This is a genomic window from bacterium (assembly GCA_016703265.1).
Taxonomy (GTDB): domain Bacteria; phylum Krumholzibacteriota; class Krumholzibacteriia; order LZORAL124-64-63; family LZORAL124-64-63; genus CAINDZ01.
Genome location: JADJCK010000006.1, coordinates 458307 through 473047 on the forward strand (window position 1 = coordinate 458307; position 14741 = coordinate 473047).

Below are 14741 nucleotides of genomic sequence, written 5' to 3' on the forward strand. Positions count from 1 at the left end.
TGTCATGCTCGTCGGCCGCAGCCGACAAGGCCTAGACCTCGAGGCCGCCGTCCCTGAGCCCGCGGGCCAGGGCGGCCACCCGACCGTGGTACAGATATCCGCTGCGGTCGAAGACCACGCGGTCGATGCCCTTGGCCTTGGCCATCTCGGCCAGCGCGCGGCCCACGCTGTACGCAATCGCGCACTTGTTACCCTTGACGTCCTCGGGCACGGTCGCCACGGCGGCCTTCTTGCCGTCGCAAGCCACCAGCGTGTGGCCGACCGTGTCGTCGATCACCTGGGCATAGATGTTCTTGTGGCTGCGGAGGATCGACACCCGCGGCCGCTCGGCGCTGCCGGACAGCTTCTTGCGGATACTGATCTTCCGCTTCGCCCGGATGTCACGCCGCTTCTTGCTCGTGCTGCTCATCGTCCTTCACCTCTGCGCCCGGTTCGTGATGTCCGGGGCCGCTTCCTGGCTTTGCCGCTTCATGCCTGCAGCCGATTGCCTGCAGCACCTTGCCCGCAGCTATTCTTCGCGCTGCTACTTGCCCGCAGCCTTGCCGGCCTTGCGGATGATGTCCTCGCCGGCGTACCGGATACCCTTGCCCTTGTAGGGCTCAGGCTTACGGAACGCGCGGATCTCGGAGGCAACCTGGCCGACCCTCTGCTTGTCCATGCCCGACACTTCGATGTGCGTCTGGTCAGGGCAGGTGATCTTGATGTCGGCCGGAATCGGGTACTCCAACGGGTGGCTGAACTGCAACTGCAGATCCAGCGCCTGCCCCTTGACCGCGGCGCGATAGCCGACACCCACGATCTCGAGCGACTTCTTGAAGCCGTCGGTGACACCCGTCACCTGGTTCGCGATCAGGGCGCGCACCAGGCCGTGGCGGGCCCGCATGGTCTTCGAGTCGTCCGGCCGCGTGATGATCAGCTTGCCGTCCTTATGCTCGAAGCCGAGGCCGGCAGGAATGTGCTGCCGATGCTCGCCCTTCGGTCCCTTGACCACCGAGGTCGTGCCCTCGATGCTCACCGTCACACCCGCCGGCAGCGTGATCGGGTTCTTGCCAATGCGCGACATGTTCCACTTCCTCCGCAAACTGCTGCAGCCAAGCCGGCTGAAGCGATGCCGTTGCTACCAGATCTCGCAGAGCACTTCGCCGCCGATGCCACGCATCCGGCACTGGTGCCCCGTCAGGATCCCCTGGTTCGTCGACAGGATCGAGATGCCGTAGCCGCCACACACCTTCGGGATGGCGTCCTTGCCGGCGAAGATGCGGCGTCCCGGGCGGCTCACGCGCCGGATGCCCTCGATCACGCCGATGCGCTGTCCTTCCCGAAGCTGGTACTTCAGGAAGAGGCGCAACGTGCCCTGGGCGCTGTCTTCCAGCACCTCGTACTTCTCCACGTAACCCTGCTTCACCAGAAGGTCGGCCACAGCCTTCTTCTGGTTCGAGGCCGGAATCTCAACCCGACGATGGCCCGCCTGCGTGGCGTTCCGGATCCGGGTCAACATATCCGCGATGGGATCGGTCATGCTCATGTTCACCTGCTCCTGGTCAGCCGTTACCAGCTAGCCTTGACGATTCCCGGGATGTCACCGTTCAACGCGAGTTGCCGGAAGCACAGTCGGCAAAGGCCGAAGCGCCGGATGAAGGCCCGCGGCCGTCCGCAGCGGCGGCAGCGATTGTAGGCCCGCACCTTGAACTTGGGCGTGCGCTGTGACTTGGCGATCAGCGATTTCTTGGCCAAAACTCAATCCTCCTTAGCGTCGGAAGGGCATGCCCAGCAGACGCAGCAGCTCACGGCCCTCTTCGTCGTTGGTGGCGGTGGTCACGATCGTCACGTTCATCCCGCGCGCCTCGTCGACCTTGTCGTACTCGATCTCCGGAAAGATCAGCTGGTCCTTGAGGCCCAGCGTGTAGTCGCCCGAACCGCTCAACCGGGCGGGCAGTCCGCGGAAGTCGCGGATGCGCGGCAACGACACGTTGACGAAGCGATCCAGGAACTCCCACATCCGGCGGTCGCGCAGCGTCACACAGGCGCCGATCTGCATGCCCTGCCGGATCTTGAAGTTCGACACCGACTGGCGGGCCTGCGTCTTGACGGCCTTCTGGCCGGTGATGGCCTCGAGGTCGGCGCAGGCGGCGTCCAGCAGCTTGGGATTGTTGGGCGCGCGGCCCAGCCCCATGTTGATCACGACCTTGACCGGGCGCGGGATCTGCATGGTGCTCGAGTACTCGAATTTCTCCTGCAGAGCCGGCGCGACGCTCGACTCGTACTTGACCCTGAGGTTGGGTTTCGCTGCAGCAGCCATTTTCACTTTCCTTCCGGCAGCACCCGCTTCACGGGGCGCTGTTCGTTCTTCAAGCCTGCATCACGTCAGTTCCACGACCGGCGGCGGACCGCTCAGTCGTTGATCATCTCGCCGCTCTTCTTGCTGACGCGAGCGCGGCTGCCATCGGACAGGACTTCAGCGCCGACTCGGGTGGGCTTGCCCGTCTTCGGGCACACCAGCATCACGTTGGTCGCGTTGATCGGCGCTTCCTTCTCGACGATGCCACCCTGCGGCACGGACTTCGAGGGGCGCGTGTGGCGCTTGATCAGGTTGACCTTCTCGACGATGATCCGGCCCTTGTCCGGGAAGACCTTCAGGATCCTCCCCTCCTTGCCACGATCCTCGCCGGTGATCACGCGCACGGTGTCGTTCTTCTTCAGCCGCATCACAGCACCTCCGGCGCCAACGAGACGATCTTCATGAACTTCTTGTCGCGCAGCTCGCGCGCCACGGGGCCGAAGATGCGGGTGCCGACCGGCTCCTGCGTATCGGCGGCCAGGATCACGGCCGCATTGTCGCTGAAGCGGATGTAGCTGCCGTCCTTGCGGCTGACTTCCTTGCGGGTGCGCACGATCACGCACTTGACGACCTGGCCCTTCTTCACGTTGCCGTTGGGAATGGCCGTCTTGACGGCGGCGACGATAATGTCGCCGACCCGGGCGTAACGCCGCTTCGAGCCGCCCAGCACGCGGAAGCACTCGACGACCTTGGCGCCCGAGTTGTCCGCGACAATCAGTCGTGTGGATTCCTGAATCATGTCACATTCCTTCGACTTTCCTGGGCCTGAAGCCTACTTGTCTGAAGCCTACTTGGCCTTTTCCATGATCTCCGCGACCCGCCAACGCTTGGTCTTGGAGAGCGGGCGGATGGCCATGACCTTCACCACGTCGCCTTCGTTGCATTCGTTCGCCTCGTCATGGGCGACGAGACGCGTGGTGCGGGTGATGATCCGCTTGTAAAGCGGGTGCGGAAACCGCCGGCTGACCGTCACAACCACGGTCTTGTCCATCTTGCTGGACACGACCCGGCCGATACGGACGGCTCTCAGATTACGTTCGGTGTTGGCCATCGTTCATCTCCCTGGCTTCGGCCGACGCATGCGCCGAGCCCCGGATTCCGCGCCTACCGCGCCTTTTTCTGGTTGATGACGGTCCGCAGGACCGCGATTTCACGACGCGTCTGGCGCACCCGCAGAGGATTGTCCAGCTGACGCATGTTGAGCTGGATCCGCAGATTCATCAGCTCTTCCGACTTCTCGCGCACCCGGTTCTCGAGTTCCTCGACGGCCAGGTCGCGCAGATCGTGGGCCTTCTTCATGTCTTATTCCCCTCCGCGGCTGATGACCCGCGTCTTGAACGGCAGCTTCGCCGCACCCAGGGCCAGCGCTTCCTTGGCCAGCGCCAGGTCCACGCCGCTGATCTCCATGAGGACCCGACCCGGGCGCACGACGGCCACCCAGTACTCGGGCGCGCCCTTGCCCTTGCCCATGCGGGTCTCGGCCGGCTTCAGCGTGATCGGCTTGTCCGGGAAGACCCGGATCCAGACCTGGCCGACGCGCTTCATCCGGCGCGTGACGGCGATACGAGTGGCCTCCAGCTGGCGGCTGGTCAGCCAGCCCGCACCGACGGCCTGCAGGCCGTAGTCCCCGAAGGCCACCGTGGCGCCACGCGTGGCCACGCCGCGGACGCGGCCCTTGAACATCTTCCGGTACTTTGTGCGCTTCGGCATCAACATGGCTCGTCGACCTCTTCTTCCGCGCGATGGCGCCGGGCGCCGCCGCTTCCGTTGCTCGGTTGACCGGGGGCGCGTGCGCCGCTAGGCCCGCTGCTCCACGACCTGCTTGCGCAGGGATTCCTTGAACTCGGCCGGGAAGATCTCGCCCTTGCAGATCCAGACCTGCACACCGATCGCACCGTACGGGGTCCGCGCCGTGGCCACGCCGTAGTCGATGTCCGCGCGCAGCGTGTGCAGGGGCACACTGCCGTCGTGATAGGACTCGACGCGGGCGATCTCGGCGCCGCCCAGGCGGCCGGCGCAACGGATCTTGATGCCCTTGGCGCCCATGCGCATCGCCGTGGCGATGGACTTCTTCATGGCGCGACGGAAGGCGACGCGGCCCTCGAGCTGCGCCGCGATGTGGTCGGCCACCAGCGGCGCGCTGAGCTCGGGCTTCTTGACCTCTTCGACGTCCAGCTTGACGTTCTTGCCGATCATCTTCTGGAGCTCGGCACGGAGCTGGTCCGCCTTGGTGCCCTTCTTGCCGATCACGACGCCGGGGCGGCTGGTCGCCACGATGATGATGACCTTCTCGCGGAAGCGCTTGATCTTGATCGATTCCACGCCCGCCGCGCCGACGCGCGCCTGCACGTACTTGCGCACCAGAAGGTCCTCGTTCAACCAGTCGGCGAAATGCCGCTCGTTGAACCAGGTGGCATTCCAGTCCTTCACGATTCCCAGCCGGAACCCGATCGGATGTGTCTTCTGACCCATGGTCTTCCTTCCTCAGCGCCGTTCCGCCTGACGCCCCTCGGGGCGGCGCGGTCCAGCTCGGCTTCCCACTGGCGGCCAGGCCGCCGTTCATCACGCAATCAGACGTCGGCCGCCACCGTGATATCGATGTGCGCGGTCCGCTTGAAGATGCTGTAGGCCCTGCCCTGCGACCGCGGACGGATCCGCTTCATGGTCGGGCCCTCGTCGATCTTGATTTCCTTCACGTACAGCCGCGAGTCCGGCAGCGGATGCTCGCCGTCGTCCTTGAAGCGGACGTTGGCGGCGGCCGAGAGCATGACCTTGCGCAGGATGGGCGAAGCCTTCTTCTGCGTCAGGGCGAGGATGCTCAGCGACTCCGCCACACTCTTCCCCCGGATCAGGTCGGCGACCAGCCGCGCCTTGCGGGGCGAGAGGCGGATGTGGTGGGCTGTGGCTCGTGCCTCCATCGAGATACCTCCGCTACTTCTTCTTGCTGGTGTGCCCGCGGTACGTGCGCGTGGGGGCGAACTCGCCCAGCTTGTGCCCGACCATGTTCTCCTGCACGTAAACCGGCACGAACTGCTTGCCGTTGTGCACGGCGATCGTGTGCCCGAGGAACTCGGGGGCGATCGTCGAGCGCCGCGACCAGGTCTTGATGACCCGCTTCTCGCCGCGGCCGTTCAGGGCCTCGACCTTGGTCAAAAGGGCTTCCTGGATGAAGGGCCCCTTCTTGATCGAACGCGCCATAACTCCAAACCTTCCTTTGCTTAGCCCTTGGCCTTGCGGCGCCGCACGATGAAGTTGTCCGACGGCTTCTTCTTACGCGTCTTGTAACCCTTGGTGGGCTGGCCCCAGGGCGTCACCGGGTGGCGACCGCCGCTGGTGCGGCCTTCGCCGCCGCCGTGCGGGTGGTCAACCGGGTTCATGGCCACGCCGCGGACCGTCGGGCGGATGCCCAGCCAGCGCGAGCGCCCGGCCTTGCCGCTGACGACGTTCTCGTGCTCGGCGTTGCCGACTTCACCGATGGTGGCGTAGCAGCGCTTGTGCACCATGCGCACTTCGCCGCTCGGCAGGCGCAGCGTGACGTACTCGCCTTCCTTCGCCATGACCTGCGCGAACGAACCGGCGCTGCGGGCCATCTGGCCGCCCTTGCCCAGGTTCAGCTCGATGTTGTGCACCATCGTGCCCAGGGGGATGCGCTCGAGCGGCAGGGCGTTGCCCGTGTTGAACGACGCGTCCGGCCCGGCGACGATCTCGGCGCCCACTTCCAGCCCCTTGGGCCAGATGATGTAGCGCTTCTCGCCGTCGAGGTAGTGCAGCAGGCAGATGCGGGCGCTCCGGTTCGGATCGTACTCGATGCTGAACACCTTGGCCGGCACATTGTGCTTGTTGCGCTTGAAGTCGATCCGACGGTACTGCCTCTTGTGGCCGCCACCCTTGTGCCGCACCGTGATGCGGCCGAAGTTGTTGCGGCCACCGGTGCGCGGCAGCGGCTCGAGAAGCGACTTCTCGGGTTCGCTGCGCGTGATCTCGGCGAAGTCCGCAACCGTCCGGAACCGCTGGGTCGGCGTCACGGGCTTGAGTTTCCTGATAGCCATTCCTGGCGCCTCCCGTTAGACGATCTCGAAGAGGTCGATGGAGTCATCCTTGGCCAGCGTCACGACGGCTTTCTTCCAGTCCGCCCGCTTGCCCTCGTGGCGCCCCATGCGCTTGATCTTGCCGCGGTAGTTCATGGTCCGCACCGACGTGACCTTGACACCGAAGAAATGCTCGACGGCCTGGCGGATCTCCAGCTTGTTGGCTGCGACCGCGACCTCGAAGTAGTACTGGTTATGCGCTTCGCGCATGTCGGTGCCCCGCTCGGTGATGAGGGGCCGGACGATGACTCTGCTCAGGTCCTTCATTTCCCGAACACCTCCTCGGCGCCCGCAAGGGCCTTCTGGGTGAAGACCACGTTGTCGGCCCACAGGATCGTGTAGGCGTTCAGTTCGCTGGAGCGCAGCACGCGCACACCGCGCAGGTTCCGCGTCGACTTCCAGATGGTGTGTCCATCGGGCTCGACGACGAACAGGGTGTGGCGGCCGGGCAGCTCCATGGCTGCGAACAGGGCGGCCATCTTCGACGTCTTCGGAGCATCGAGGCGCAGGTCCTCGACCACCGTCACGCGCTCGGCGCCGGCGCGGTCACTCAGGGCGCTGGTGAGCGCCTTGCGCTTGACCTTGCGCTGCACCTTGTAGCCGTAGTCGCGCGGATGCGGGCCGAAGGCCACGCCGCCGCCCACCCGGGTCGGGCTCTTGGCATCGCCGGCGCGGGCGCGGCCCGTGCCCTTCTGCTTGTAGAGCTTCTTGCCCGAGAAATCGACCTCGGCGCGCGTCTTGGTGTCGTGCGTCCCCTGGCGCTGGTTGGCCAGGTAATTGCGCACGACTTCGTACAGGGACTGCTTGTGAACGGGCTGCGCAAACAGAGAGGCGGGGAGTTCCACCGTCCCCTTCTGCTTGCCGTCACCGTCGAAGAGTCTTGCCGTTGCCATGTGCTTACCTCGTCCGTTCTTCTTTTCCGGTCCGCCGGTCCCGTTCCGCGACTAACGGCTGGGCCGGATGAAAACGATTCCGTTCGTGGCGCCGGGCACGCTGCCCTTGACCAGCAGAAGGTTCCGCTCCTGGTCGATCGCGACGACCGTCAGGTTCTTCTTCGTCTGCTGCTTGTTACCCATCTGACCCGACATGGCCTTGCCCGGCAGCACGCGGCCGGGGAAGGTGTGCATGCCGATCGAGCCCGGGTCACGCACGTTCTTCGAACCGTGAGCCGCGGGGCCGCGGTGGTGACCATGGCGCTTGATGCCGCCCTGGAAACCCTTGCCCTTCGTCACGCCGGTCACATCGACCCGCGCGACCTCCGTCAGCACCGAGACGCCGACGGTCTGGCCCAGCTTGAACGCGTGGCCTCCGTCGTCCATCCGGAACTCATGCACCGTCCGCAGAGGGTCGGAGCCTGCCTTGCGGAAATGCCCCTGCATGGGCATCGGGGTGTTCTTGGGCTTCTTGGTACCGAAACCCAGCTGGATGGCGCTGTAGCCGTCACTGTTCAGGTCCTTGACCTGCGTGACGACGCACGGCCCGGCCTGGATGACCGTGACGGGCACACTGCGGCCGTCCTCCTGGAAGGTCCGGGTCATGCCCAGCTTTTTGCCGATCAGTCCGATCATTGTCGTTTGCTCCCTTGCCGCCGCCTGCTGTGCGGTATCAGACCCTGATCTCGACGTCCACGCTGGCCGGGAGGGACAGCTTCTTGAGGAATTCCGTCGTCTGCGGCGTCGAATTTTCGATCTCGATGAGCCGCTTGTGGATCCGCATCTCGAACTGCTCGCGGGACTTCTTGTCCACGTGCGGCGAACGCAGGACCGTGTAGATGGACTTCCGGGTGGGCAGCGGGATCGGCCCACGGACCAGTGCGCCCGTCTTCAGCGCCGTCGAGACGATGATCTCGGCGGAGCGGTCGAGGACGGCCGGCTCGTAGGCCCTCAGCCTGATCTTGATCTTCTGTCGTGCCACTTCGTTCTCCTTGGCGATGGCTACTCCAGCGTCGCCGCCGGCATCGTTCTTCGTCTGCCGCGGCGCCTGCTCGCCGTTCGCTTTTCTCACCGCTCAATCGGCCCGCCAGCGGCGGGCCGTTCCATCGATGCGTCCTACTTGAAGATCTTCGCGACGACGCCGGCGCCCACCGTACGACCACCCTCGCGGATGGCGAAACGAAGGCCCTCTTCCATCGCGATCGGCGTGTGCAAGTCCACCACGATCTTGATGTTGTCGCCGGGCATGACCATCTCCACGCCCTCGGGCAGCTCGGTGTTGCCCGTCACGTCCGTCGTCCGGAAGTAGAACTGCGGACGGTAACCCGTGAAGAACGGAGTGTGGCGGCCACCCTCCTCCTTCGTCAGGATGTAGACCTCGGCCTCGAACTTCGTGTGAGGCGTCACCGAGCCCGGCTTGCAGATCACCATGCCGCGCTCGACGTCTTCCTTCTTCATGCCGCGAAGCAGAAGACCCACGTTGTCGCCGGCCTGGCCCTCGTCCAGGATCTTCCGGAACATCTCAACGCCCGTGCACACCGTGTTCTGCGTGTCACGGATGCCCACCAGCTCGATCTTCTCGCCGGTCTTCACCATGCCGCGCTCGATACGACCGGTCGCCACCGTGCCACGGCCCGAGATGGAGAACACGTCCTCCACCGGCATCAGGAACGGCTTGTCCAGCTGGCGCTCCGGCAGCGGGATGTAGCTGTCGAGGGCGTCGATCAGGTCGAAGATGCACTTCGCCTCCGGGCTGTCGGCGTCGCCGCTCTCGAGCGCCTTGAGCGCCGAGCCGCGGATGATCGGCGTCTTGTCGCCGGGGAATTCGTACTGGTCCAGCAGCTCGCGGACCTCGAGTTCCACCAGGTCCAGCAGCTCCTCGTCGTCCACCATGTCCACCTTGTTCAGGAAGACGATGATGTACGGCACGCCCACCTGACGGGCCAGCAGGATGTGCTCGCGCGTCTGGGGCATGGGGCCGTCACTGGCCGAAACCACCAGCACCGCGCCGTCCATCTGCGCCGCGCCCGTGATCATGTTCTTCACATAGTCGGCGTGGCCCGGGCAGTCGACGTGCGCGTAGTGGCGCGTCTTGCTCTGGTACTCCACGTGGGCGGTCGCGATCGTGATGCCGCGAGCCTTCTCTTCCGGAGCCTTGTCGATCTGGTCGAACGGCACGTAGTCGGCCAGACCCTTCTTCGAGAGGATCTCCGTGATCGCCGCCGTCAGCGTCGTCTTGCCATGGTCCACGTGGCCGATCGTGCCGACGTTAACGTGGTCCTTCGTGCGTTCGAATTTCGCGCGTGCCATTCCTGGCTACCTCCTGATTGAGGCTTTCGGACCGGCGGGCCGGCCTCAAGCTCCCGCGTACAGCCGCATGATTTCCGCGGCGATCCGGTCCGGCACCTTGTCGTACCGAGCCAACTGCATCGAAAACACGCCCCGCCCCTGCGTCAGCGACCGCAGCTGCGTCGCGTAACCGAACATCTCCACGAGCGGGACGTCGGCGTGGATGACCTGGTCGGTGCGCCGCTGCTCCATGCCGGAAACCCGGCCGCGCCGCGAGCTGAGATGCCCGGTGACGTCGCCGAGAAACTCGGCCGGCACCGCGATCTCCACCGCCATCACGGGCTCCAGGAGCGCCGGCGCCGCCGCCTTGGCCCCGTCCCACAACGCACCCACTGCGGCGTTGCGGAAGCCCATCTCCGTGGACTGCCCTTCCTGGAACCGGCCGCCCGTGAGGGCGATCTGCAGGTCCACCAGGGGGTAGCCCGCCAGCACACCGGTTTCGCAGGCCTGGCGCGCCGACTGATCCACGAACGGGACGAACTCGGCCGGGATCGTGCCCGGTTTTGTCTCGTCGACGAACACGATCCCGGTGCCGTAGCCGCCGGGGCGGATCGTCAGCTCGACTTCGGCGAAGTTCGACTTGCCGGCGAGCTCGCGCTCGAACTGACCCTTCTGGACGACCTGCCGCGTCACCGTCTCGCGATACGCGACCTGCGGCCGGCCGGTGGCGCATGCCACCTTGTGCTCGCGCTGCAGGCGGTCGACCATGATCTCCAGGTGCAGCTCGCCCATGCCCCAGATCACCTGTTGTCCGCTGTCCGGATCGCGCCGGACGTGGAACGTGGGATCTTCGTCGGCCAAAGCCTGCAGGGCATCCCCGAGCTTGTCCTGGTCGGCCTTCGTCCGCGGTTCGATCGCCATGTAGATGACCGGTTCCGCGAACGCGACCTTATCCAACAGCAGCGGGTGTTCCAGCACCGTCAGCGTATCGCCGGTGCGGATCTCCTTGAAGCCCACGGCAGCCACGATGTCGCCGGTCCGGGTCTCGGTCACGTCTTCGCGCTTGTCCGCGTGCATCCGCAGCAGGCGCTGGATCCGTTCCCGCTTTCCCGTCGCGACATTGAGCACCGTCTTGCCTGCGCTCAAGGTCCCGCTGTACACCCTCAGGAACGCCAGCCGGCCCGCGAAGGGATCGGCCAGGATCTTGAAGGCCAGGGCTGCGAACGGCTCGTCGTCGTCCGGGCGCCTGACCTGCTCTTCCTCCCCGTCCCTTCCCGAACCTCTGATGGCCGGGCGATCCAGGGGCGAAGGCAGGTAATCCACAATGGCGTCGAGGATCTCCTGGACACCCTTGTTCTTCAAAGCCGACCCGCAGAAGACCGGCACCAGTTCGCCGGCCAGCGTGGCCCGCCGGAGCCCCGCGCGGATCTGCTCCACGCTCGGCTCCTGCTCGGCCAGATAGAGCTCCATCAGCTCCTCGTCGGCCTCGCTGACCTTCTCGATCAACTCGAGTCGCGCCATCTGCGCGTCGTCGAGGAGTTCCGGCGGGATCTCGCCCACCGTGAAGGTCGCTCCCAGGTCGGCTTCGTTCGGCCAGCGCGCCGTCATCGCCAGAAGGTCGATGATCCCGCGGAAGCCGTCCTCGGCCCCGATCGGCAGGTTCACGGGCACCGGTCTGGCGCCGAGGCGCTCGACCATGCTCTGGACCGCCCTTCCGAAGTCCGCCCCCATCCGGTCCATCTTGTTGATGAACGCGATGCGGGGGACCGAATAGCGATCCGCCTGCCGCCAGACGGTCTCGGACTGGGGCTCGACCCCGCCGACGCCGCAGAACACCGCTACGGCCCCGTCCAGCACCCTCAGGCTGCGTTCCACCTCGGCGGTGAAATCCACGTGGCCCGGGGTATCGATGATGTTGATCCGGTACTCACGCCAGGCGCAGGTCGTGGCCGCGGACATGATCGTGATGCCGCGTTCCCGTTCCTGCTCCATGTAGTCCATCTGGGTGGCGCCGTCATCCACATCCCCGGGGCGATGCACGCGCCCGGTGTAGTAGAGGATCCGCTCCGTCGTCGTCGTCTTCCCGGCGTCGATGTGAGCCATGATCCCGATGTTCCGGATCATGTTCAGAGCGACTTCGCGAGACACCGTCGACTCCCTGCGGTGGCGGCTGCCCCTTTTCCAGGCCGAAGCCCAGTCGGGACATACCCAGCACGAACCTGCGTGCGCCCAGAACGCGCACCCGTAACACACCCAGCAAGACAGAGCGCACCTTGGCTCATACACGAGCGGTGCGTCGCCTTTGCCTCTGGCCCCGCTGAATCCATTCGCGGGACACTACCAGGCTATTCGAATGTGCGTTCCTTCAAGCTTCCAGAGCGCTGCGTGACGAACGAGAGGGACCCTTACCAGCGGCAGTGGGCGAACGCACGGTTCGCTTCAGCCATACGGTGAGTGTCTTCGCGCTTCTTGATAGACGGTCCTTCGTTCTTGCTCGCCATCAACAACTCGGCGGCCAGCCTGTCGGCGAAAGTCTGCTCGGGCCGGGTCCGGGCAAACGAAATCAGCCAGCGCATGGCCAGCTGCGTCCGTCGCTCGGCCCGGATCTCGACGGGCACCTGGTAGGTGGCACCACCGATACGCCGGGACTTCACTTCGACGCTGGGCTTCACGTTGTTCAGAGCCGACCGGAAGACGTCCACGCCTTCCTGGCCGCTCTTGTCCTTGATCTGGTCCAGGGCGCGGTAGAACGCCGCTTCCGAGACACTGCGCTTGCCATCGCTCATGCAGTAGTTGATGAACTTGGTCACCATCACGTCGCCGTAACGGGGATCCGGGGCCAGTGCACGCTTCTCGGGTGACCTGCGTCGCGACATTACTCTCTGCTCCCTGACTTCTGGCGCCTGCCCGGCCCTTCACGGGCGAGCGGCGCAACACGACCCGATCCACCGGGGACCGGGTCGAAGGACTACTTCTTGATCTTGGGGCGCTTCGCGCCGTACTTCGAGCGGCCCTGACGCCGCTTGTCGACCCCGGAGGCGTCCTGGGTGCCGCGCACGATATGGTAGCGCACACCAGGCAGATCCTTCACGCGGCCGCCACGCACCAGCACGATGCTGTGCTCCTGCAGGTTGTGGCCTTCACCGGGAATGTAAGCGGTCACTTCGATGCCGTTCGTCAGCCGGACACGGGCGATCTTACGCAGCGCCGAGTTGGGCTTCTTCGGCGTCTGGGTGTACACACGCGTGCAGACACCCTTGCGCTGCGGACACGCCTGCAGTGCCGGGCACTTCTTCTTCTTGGTCTGAAGCTTGCGGCCCTTGCGGACCAGCTGACTGAGTGTCGGCAATTCGGAACTCCCGCCATGGCCCGGCCGTAGCCGGGCTCCAGTTCATATTTCGATCCGGCACGTAGAATCCGGTACGTAGAGTAGATCCGTTTCTACGGCAATCAAACACAACGGCAGCCCTGCGCGGCCTTTGCGGCCAATGCGGTTGCGGTCATGGATCGGGAACATTAGCCGGGCGACATTTGCTTGTCAAGGATTTACCCGGGAAAAATGGCGTTTGGCGGCCCCGGCAAAGGTGTCCGGCCCTGCCGGCAACCTGCGCCGCCGGTTCCGGCGTCCTGCGGCCGCTCCTGAGGCCATGGCCACGCGCCCGCAAGACGCCGGCGCCCCGCCGGCGTGGGCCGGAGGCGTCGCTTTTGACGATTGCAGCGGCTTTTTCAGGCCAGGGTTGCCGCCCGAACCCCGCCGGGACCTGCCGTCCCGGATCCCCGCCACGCGGCCCGGACCTTGCTAACTGCCTGTTGATCCAGCCAACTGGCCACCCCGCCCTCGAGAAAACCAGGTGCCGCATGCGGAACGGAACACTCAAGCTCGGTTTCGGTCTCGTCCTCGGTCTGCTGTGGGGGCTGCAGGCGGTGGCGACCGCCCTCAGCCTGTCCGGCAGGAGCGGGGCGGCGGCGGCGACCGGCCTGGCGGCACTGGTGGCCGGGGGCGCAGCGGCTCTGTGGTTCGGGCGCGGGGCCGGTCGGTCCCTGCACGCCCATGCTGCCGGCCTGCTCGACGAGGCGCACGGCATGGCGGAAGCTGCGGCGTGCCTGGCTGCCGAGAACGGGGACCTGGCGGACCATGCGGGCCGCCAGGCGGCCGCGGCCCAGCACAGCGCCACCGCCCTGCAGCAGGTGACGGCCGCCACCGAACGCAATGCCACCGCGGCCAGCCAGGCCCGCCGCACCACGGCAGAGCTGCGCCAGGCCACCGACGCCGGCAGCGCCGCCATGTCACGCCTGGAGACCGCCATTGCCGACATCCGGACCGCCAGCGGCGAGACGGCCAGGATCATCCGCACCATCGATGAGATCGCCTTCCAGACCAATCTGCTGGCCCTGAACGCGGCGGTCGAGGCCGCCCGCGCCGGTAACGCAGGGCGCGGGTTCGCCGTCGTCGCCGAAGAGGTCCGCGCCCTGGCCCTGCGCAGCGCCGAGGCGGCGCGCGGCACGACCCGCCTTATCGAGGATTCCCAGGCCAGCGCCGCCGCCGGGGTCGGCACCGCGTCCGAAGTCTCGGGCGCGCTCGGGCGCATCGTCGCCGGCATCGCCCAGGTGGACGGCCTGGTTGCCGCGGTGGCCGAAGCGACCACCGGGCAGGCGCGCGGGGTGACCGAGGTGACGGCCGCCATCGACGAACTGAGCGCCTCGACCCGGGCCACGGCGCAGGCGAGCGACGCGGCCGCTGCACAGGCCGGGGAACTGGCCGCGCAGGCCGGGGAACTGTGCGACCTGGCCGGGTCGCTGGAAGGGCTGATCGGCGTGGCGCCGGCGGCTGCACCGGCACGGTCCCGCGCGCCGGCAGGTTCACGCACGCCGGCACGGAGGCCTGCCGGTGTCGCCACTAAACGCACGCTTCCGCGTGCTGCCGTGGCCCACCCGAACGTGCGCACGCGGCCTGCGGGTCCAGCGCGCAGGCTCAGGGACGAATACCGGCTCGAGAGCGACGCCCTGGCCGAGGTCTGACCGGAGCCGCCGCCCCCACCTGCAGCCATGAAGAAGGGCTGCCACCGCGAAGGTGGCAGCCCTTGTCCGTTGCGG

The 14741-nt window shown here is 66.3% G+C and carries 23 protein-coding genes; 1 reads left to right on the forward strand and 22 read right to left on the reverse strand.

Going from position 1 to position 14741, the window contains the following annotated elements:
• Window positions 1-31 precede the first annotated feature (31 nt).
• The 22 genes from IPG61_13755 to IPG61_13860 form a co-directional block, all read right to left on the reverse strand.
• A complete protein-coding gene (locus IPG61_13755) occupies window positions 32-409 on the reverse strand; it encodes a 50S ribosomal protein L18 (protein MBK6735122.1) in 378 nt (125 codons plus the stop codon).
• A gap of 114 nt (window positions 410-523) precedes the next feature.
• Window positions 524-1063, reverse strand: coding sequence for a 50S ribosomal protein L6 (gene rplF, locus IPG61_13760; protein ID MBK6735123.1), 540 nt, complete (start codon window positions 1061-1063; stop codon window positions 524-526).
• A gap of 54 nt (window positions 1064-1117) precedes the next feature.
• On the reverse strand, window positions 1118-1525 hold the full coding sequence (rpsH, locus tag IPG61_13765; protein MBK6735124.1) for a 30S ribosomal protein S8: 408 nt from the start codon (window positions 1523-1525) through the stop codon (window positions 1118-1120).
• 23 nt (window positions 1526-1548) lie between these two features.
• The gene (locus IPG61_13770) at window positions 1549-1734 is read right to left on the reverse strand and encodes a type Z 30S ribosomal protein S14 (GenBank protein ID MBK6735125.1); all 186 of its coding nucleotides are present in this window, start codon (window positions 1732-1734) and stop codon (window positions 1549-1551) included.
• Window positions 1735-1747: 13 nt separating this feature from the next.
• Window positions 1748-2299 (reverse strand): 50S ribosomal protein L5, encoded by a 552-nt coding sequence (rplE, locus tag IPG61_13775; protein MBK6735126.1) that lies wholly within the window; start codon window positions 2297-2299, stop codon window positions 1748-1750.
• 92 nt (window positions 2300-2391) lie between these two features.
• Window positions 2392-2706 (reverse strand): 50S ribosomal protein L24, encoded by a 315-nt coding sequence (locus IPG61_13780; protein MBK6735127.1) that lies wholly within the window; start codon window positions 2704-2706, stop codon window positions 2392-2394.
• Window positions 2706-3077: a 50S ribosomal protein L14 gene (gene rplN / locus IPG61_13785; GenBank protein ID MBK6735128.1), complete on the reverse strand. Its 372-nt coding sequence runs from the start codon at window positions 3075-3077 to the stop codon at window positions 2706-2708. The genes IPG61_13780 and rplN overlap by 1 nt, the downstream gene beginning before the upstream one ends.
• A gap of 48 nt (window positions 3078-3125) precedes the next feature.
• On the reverse strand, window positions 3126-3389 hold the full coding sequence (gene rpsQ / locus IPG61_13790; GenBank protein MBK6735129.1) for a 30S ribosomal protein S17: 264 nt from the start codon (window positions 3387-3389) through the stop codon (window positions 3126-3128).
• 53 nt (window positions 3390-3442) lie between these two features.
• The gene (locus tag IPG61_13795; protein ID MBK6735130.1) at window positions 3443-3637 is read right to left on the reverse strand and encodes a 50S ribosomal protein L29; all 195 of its coding nucleotides are present in this window, start codon (window positions 3635-3637) and stop codon (window positions 3443-3445) included.
• Between the two features lie 3 nt (window positions 3638-3640).
• A complete protein-coding gene (gene rplP, locus IPG61_13800; GenBank protein MBK6735131.1) occupies window positions 3641-4054 on the reverse strand; it encodes a 50S ribosomal protein L16 in 414 nt (137 codons plus the stop codon).
• Between the two features lie 81 nt (window positions 4055-4135).
• Window positions 4136-4810: a 30S ribosomal protein S3 gene (rpsC, locus tag IPG61_13805; GenBank protein MBK6735132.1), complete on the reverse strand. Its 675-nt coding sequence runs from the start codon at window positions 4808-4810 to the stop codon at window positions 4136-4138.
• Window positions 4811-4908: 98 nt separating this feature from the next.
• Window positions 4909-5256 carry a 50S ribosomal protein L22 gene (rplV, locus tag IPG61_13810; protein ID MBK6735133.1) on the reverse strand — a complete coding sequence of 116 codons (348 nt, stop codon included), beginning with the start codon at window positions 5254-5256 and terminating at the stop codon, window positions 4909-4911.
• A gap of 13 nt (window positions 5257-5269) precedes the next feature.
• On the reverse strand, window positions 5270-5536 hold the full coding sequence (rpsS, locus tag IPG61_13815) for a 30S ribosomal protein S19 (protein ID MBK6735134.1): 267 nt from the start codon (window positions 5534-5536) through the stop codon (window positions 5270-5272).
• A gap of 20 nt (window positions 5537-5556) precedes the next feature.
• Window positions 5557-6387: a 50S ribosomal protein L2 gene (gene rplB, locus IPG61_13820; GenBank protein ID MBK6735135.1), complete on the reverse strand. Its 831-nt coding sequence runs from the start codon at window positions 6385-6387 to the stop codon at window positions 5557-5559.
• A gap of 15 nt (window positions 6388-6402) precedes the next feature.
• A complete protein-coding gene (rplW, locus tag IPG61_13825) occupies window positions 6403-6693 on the reverse strand; it encodes a 50S ribosomal protein L23 (protein ID MBK6735136.1) in 291 nt (96 codons plus the stop codon).
• Window positions 6690-7319, reverse strand: a complete 630-nt coding sequence (gene rplD, locus IPG61_13830; GenBank protein MBK6735137.1) for a 50S ribosomal protein L4 — start codon at window positions 7317-7319, stop codon at window positions 6690-6692. Before rplD ends, rplW begins: the two co-directional genes overlap by 4 nt.
• A 51-nt stretch (window positions 7320-7370) precedes the next feature.
• Window positions 7371-7994, reverse strand: coding sequence for a 50S ribosomal protein L3 (gene rplC / locus IPG61_13835; protein ID MBK6735138.1), 624 nt, complete (start codon window positions 7992-7994; stop codon window positions 7371-7373).
• A gap of 37 nt (window positions 7995-8031) precedes the next feature.
• Window positions 8032-8340 (reverse strand): 30S ribosomal protein S10, encoded by a 309-nt coding sequence (gene rpsJ / locus IPG61_13840; GenBank protein MBK6735139.1) that lies wholly within the window; start codon window positions 8338-8340, stop codon window positions 8032-8034.
• 134 nt (window positions 8341-8474) lie between these two features.
• Entirely contained in the window at window positions 8475-9668 is a 1194-nt protein-coding gene (tuf, locus tag IPG61_13845; GenBank protein MBK6735140.1) for an elongation factor Tu, read from the reverse strand.
• A gap of 45 nt (window positions 9669-9713) precedes the next feature.
• Window positions 9714-11795, reverse strand: coding sequence for an elongation factor G (gene fusA, locus IPG61_13850; protein ID MBK6735141.1), 2082 nt, complete (start codon window positions 11793-11795; stop codon window positions 9714-9716).
• Window positions 11796-12052: 257 nt separating this feature from the next.
• Window positions 12053-12523 carry a 30S ribosomal protein S7 gene (gene rpsG / locus IPG61_13855; GenBank protein ID MBK6735142.1) on the reverse strand — a complete coding sequence of 157 codons (471 nt, stop codon included), beginning with the start codon at window positions 12521-12523 and terminating at the stop codon, window positions 12053-12055.
• A 92-nt stretch (window positions 12524-12615) separates the two neighbouring features.
• Window positions 12616-12996 carry a 30S ribosomal protein S12 gene (locus tag IPG61_13860; protein MBK6735143.1) on the reverse strand — a complete coding sequence of 127 codons (381 nt, stop codon included), beginning with the start codon at window positions 12994-12996 and terminating at the stop codon, window positions 12616-12618.
• A 509-nt stretch (window positions 12997-13505) separates the two neighbouring features.
• On the opposite strand from IPG61_13860, the gene IPG61_13865 reads away from it, so the two are divergent.
• The gene (locus IPG61_13865) at window positions 13506-14666 is read left to right on the forward strand and encodes a hypothetical protein (GenBank protein MBK6735144.1); all 1161 of its coding nucleotides are present in this window, start codon (window positions 13506-13508) and stop codon (window positions 14664-14666) included.
• The last annotated feature ends 75 nt before the right edge of the window (window positions 14667-14741 follow it).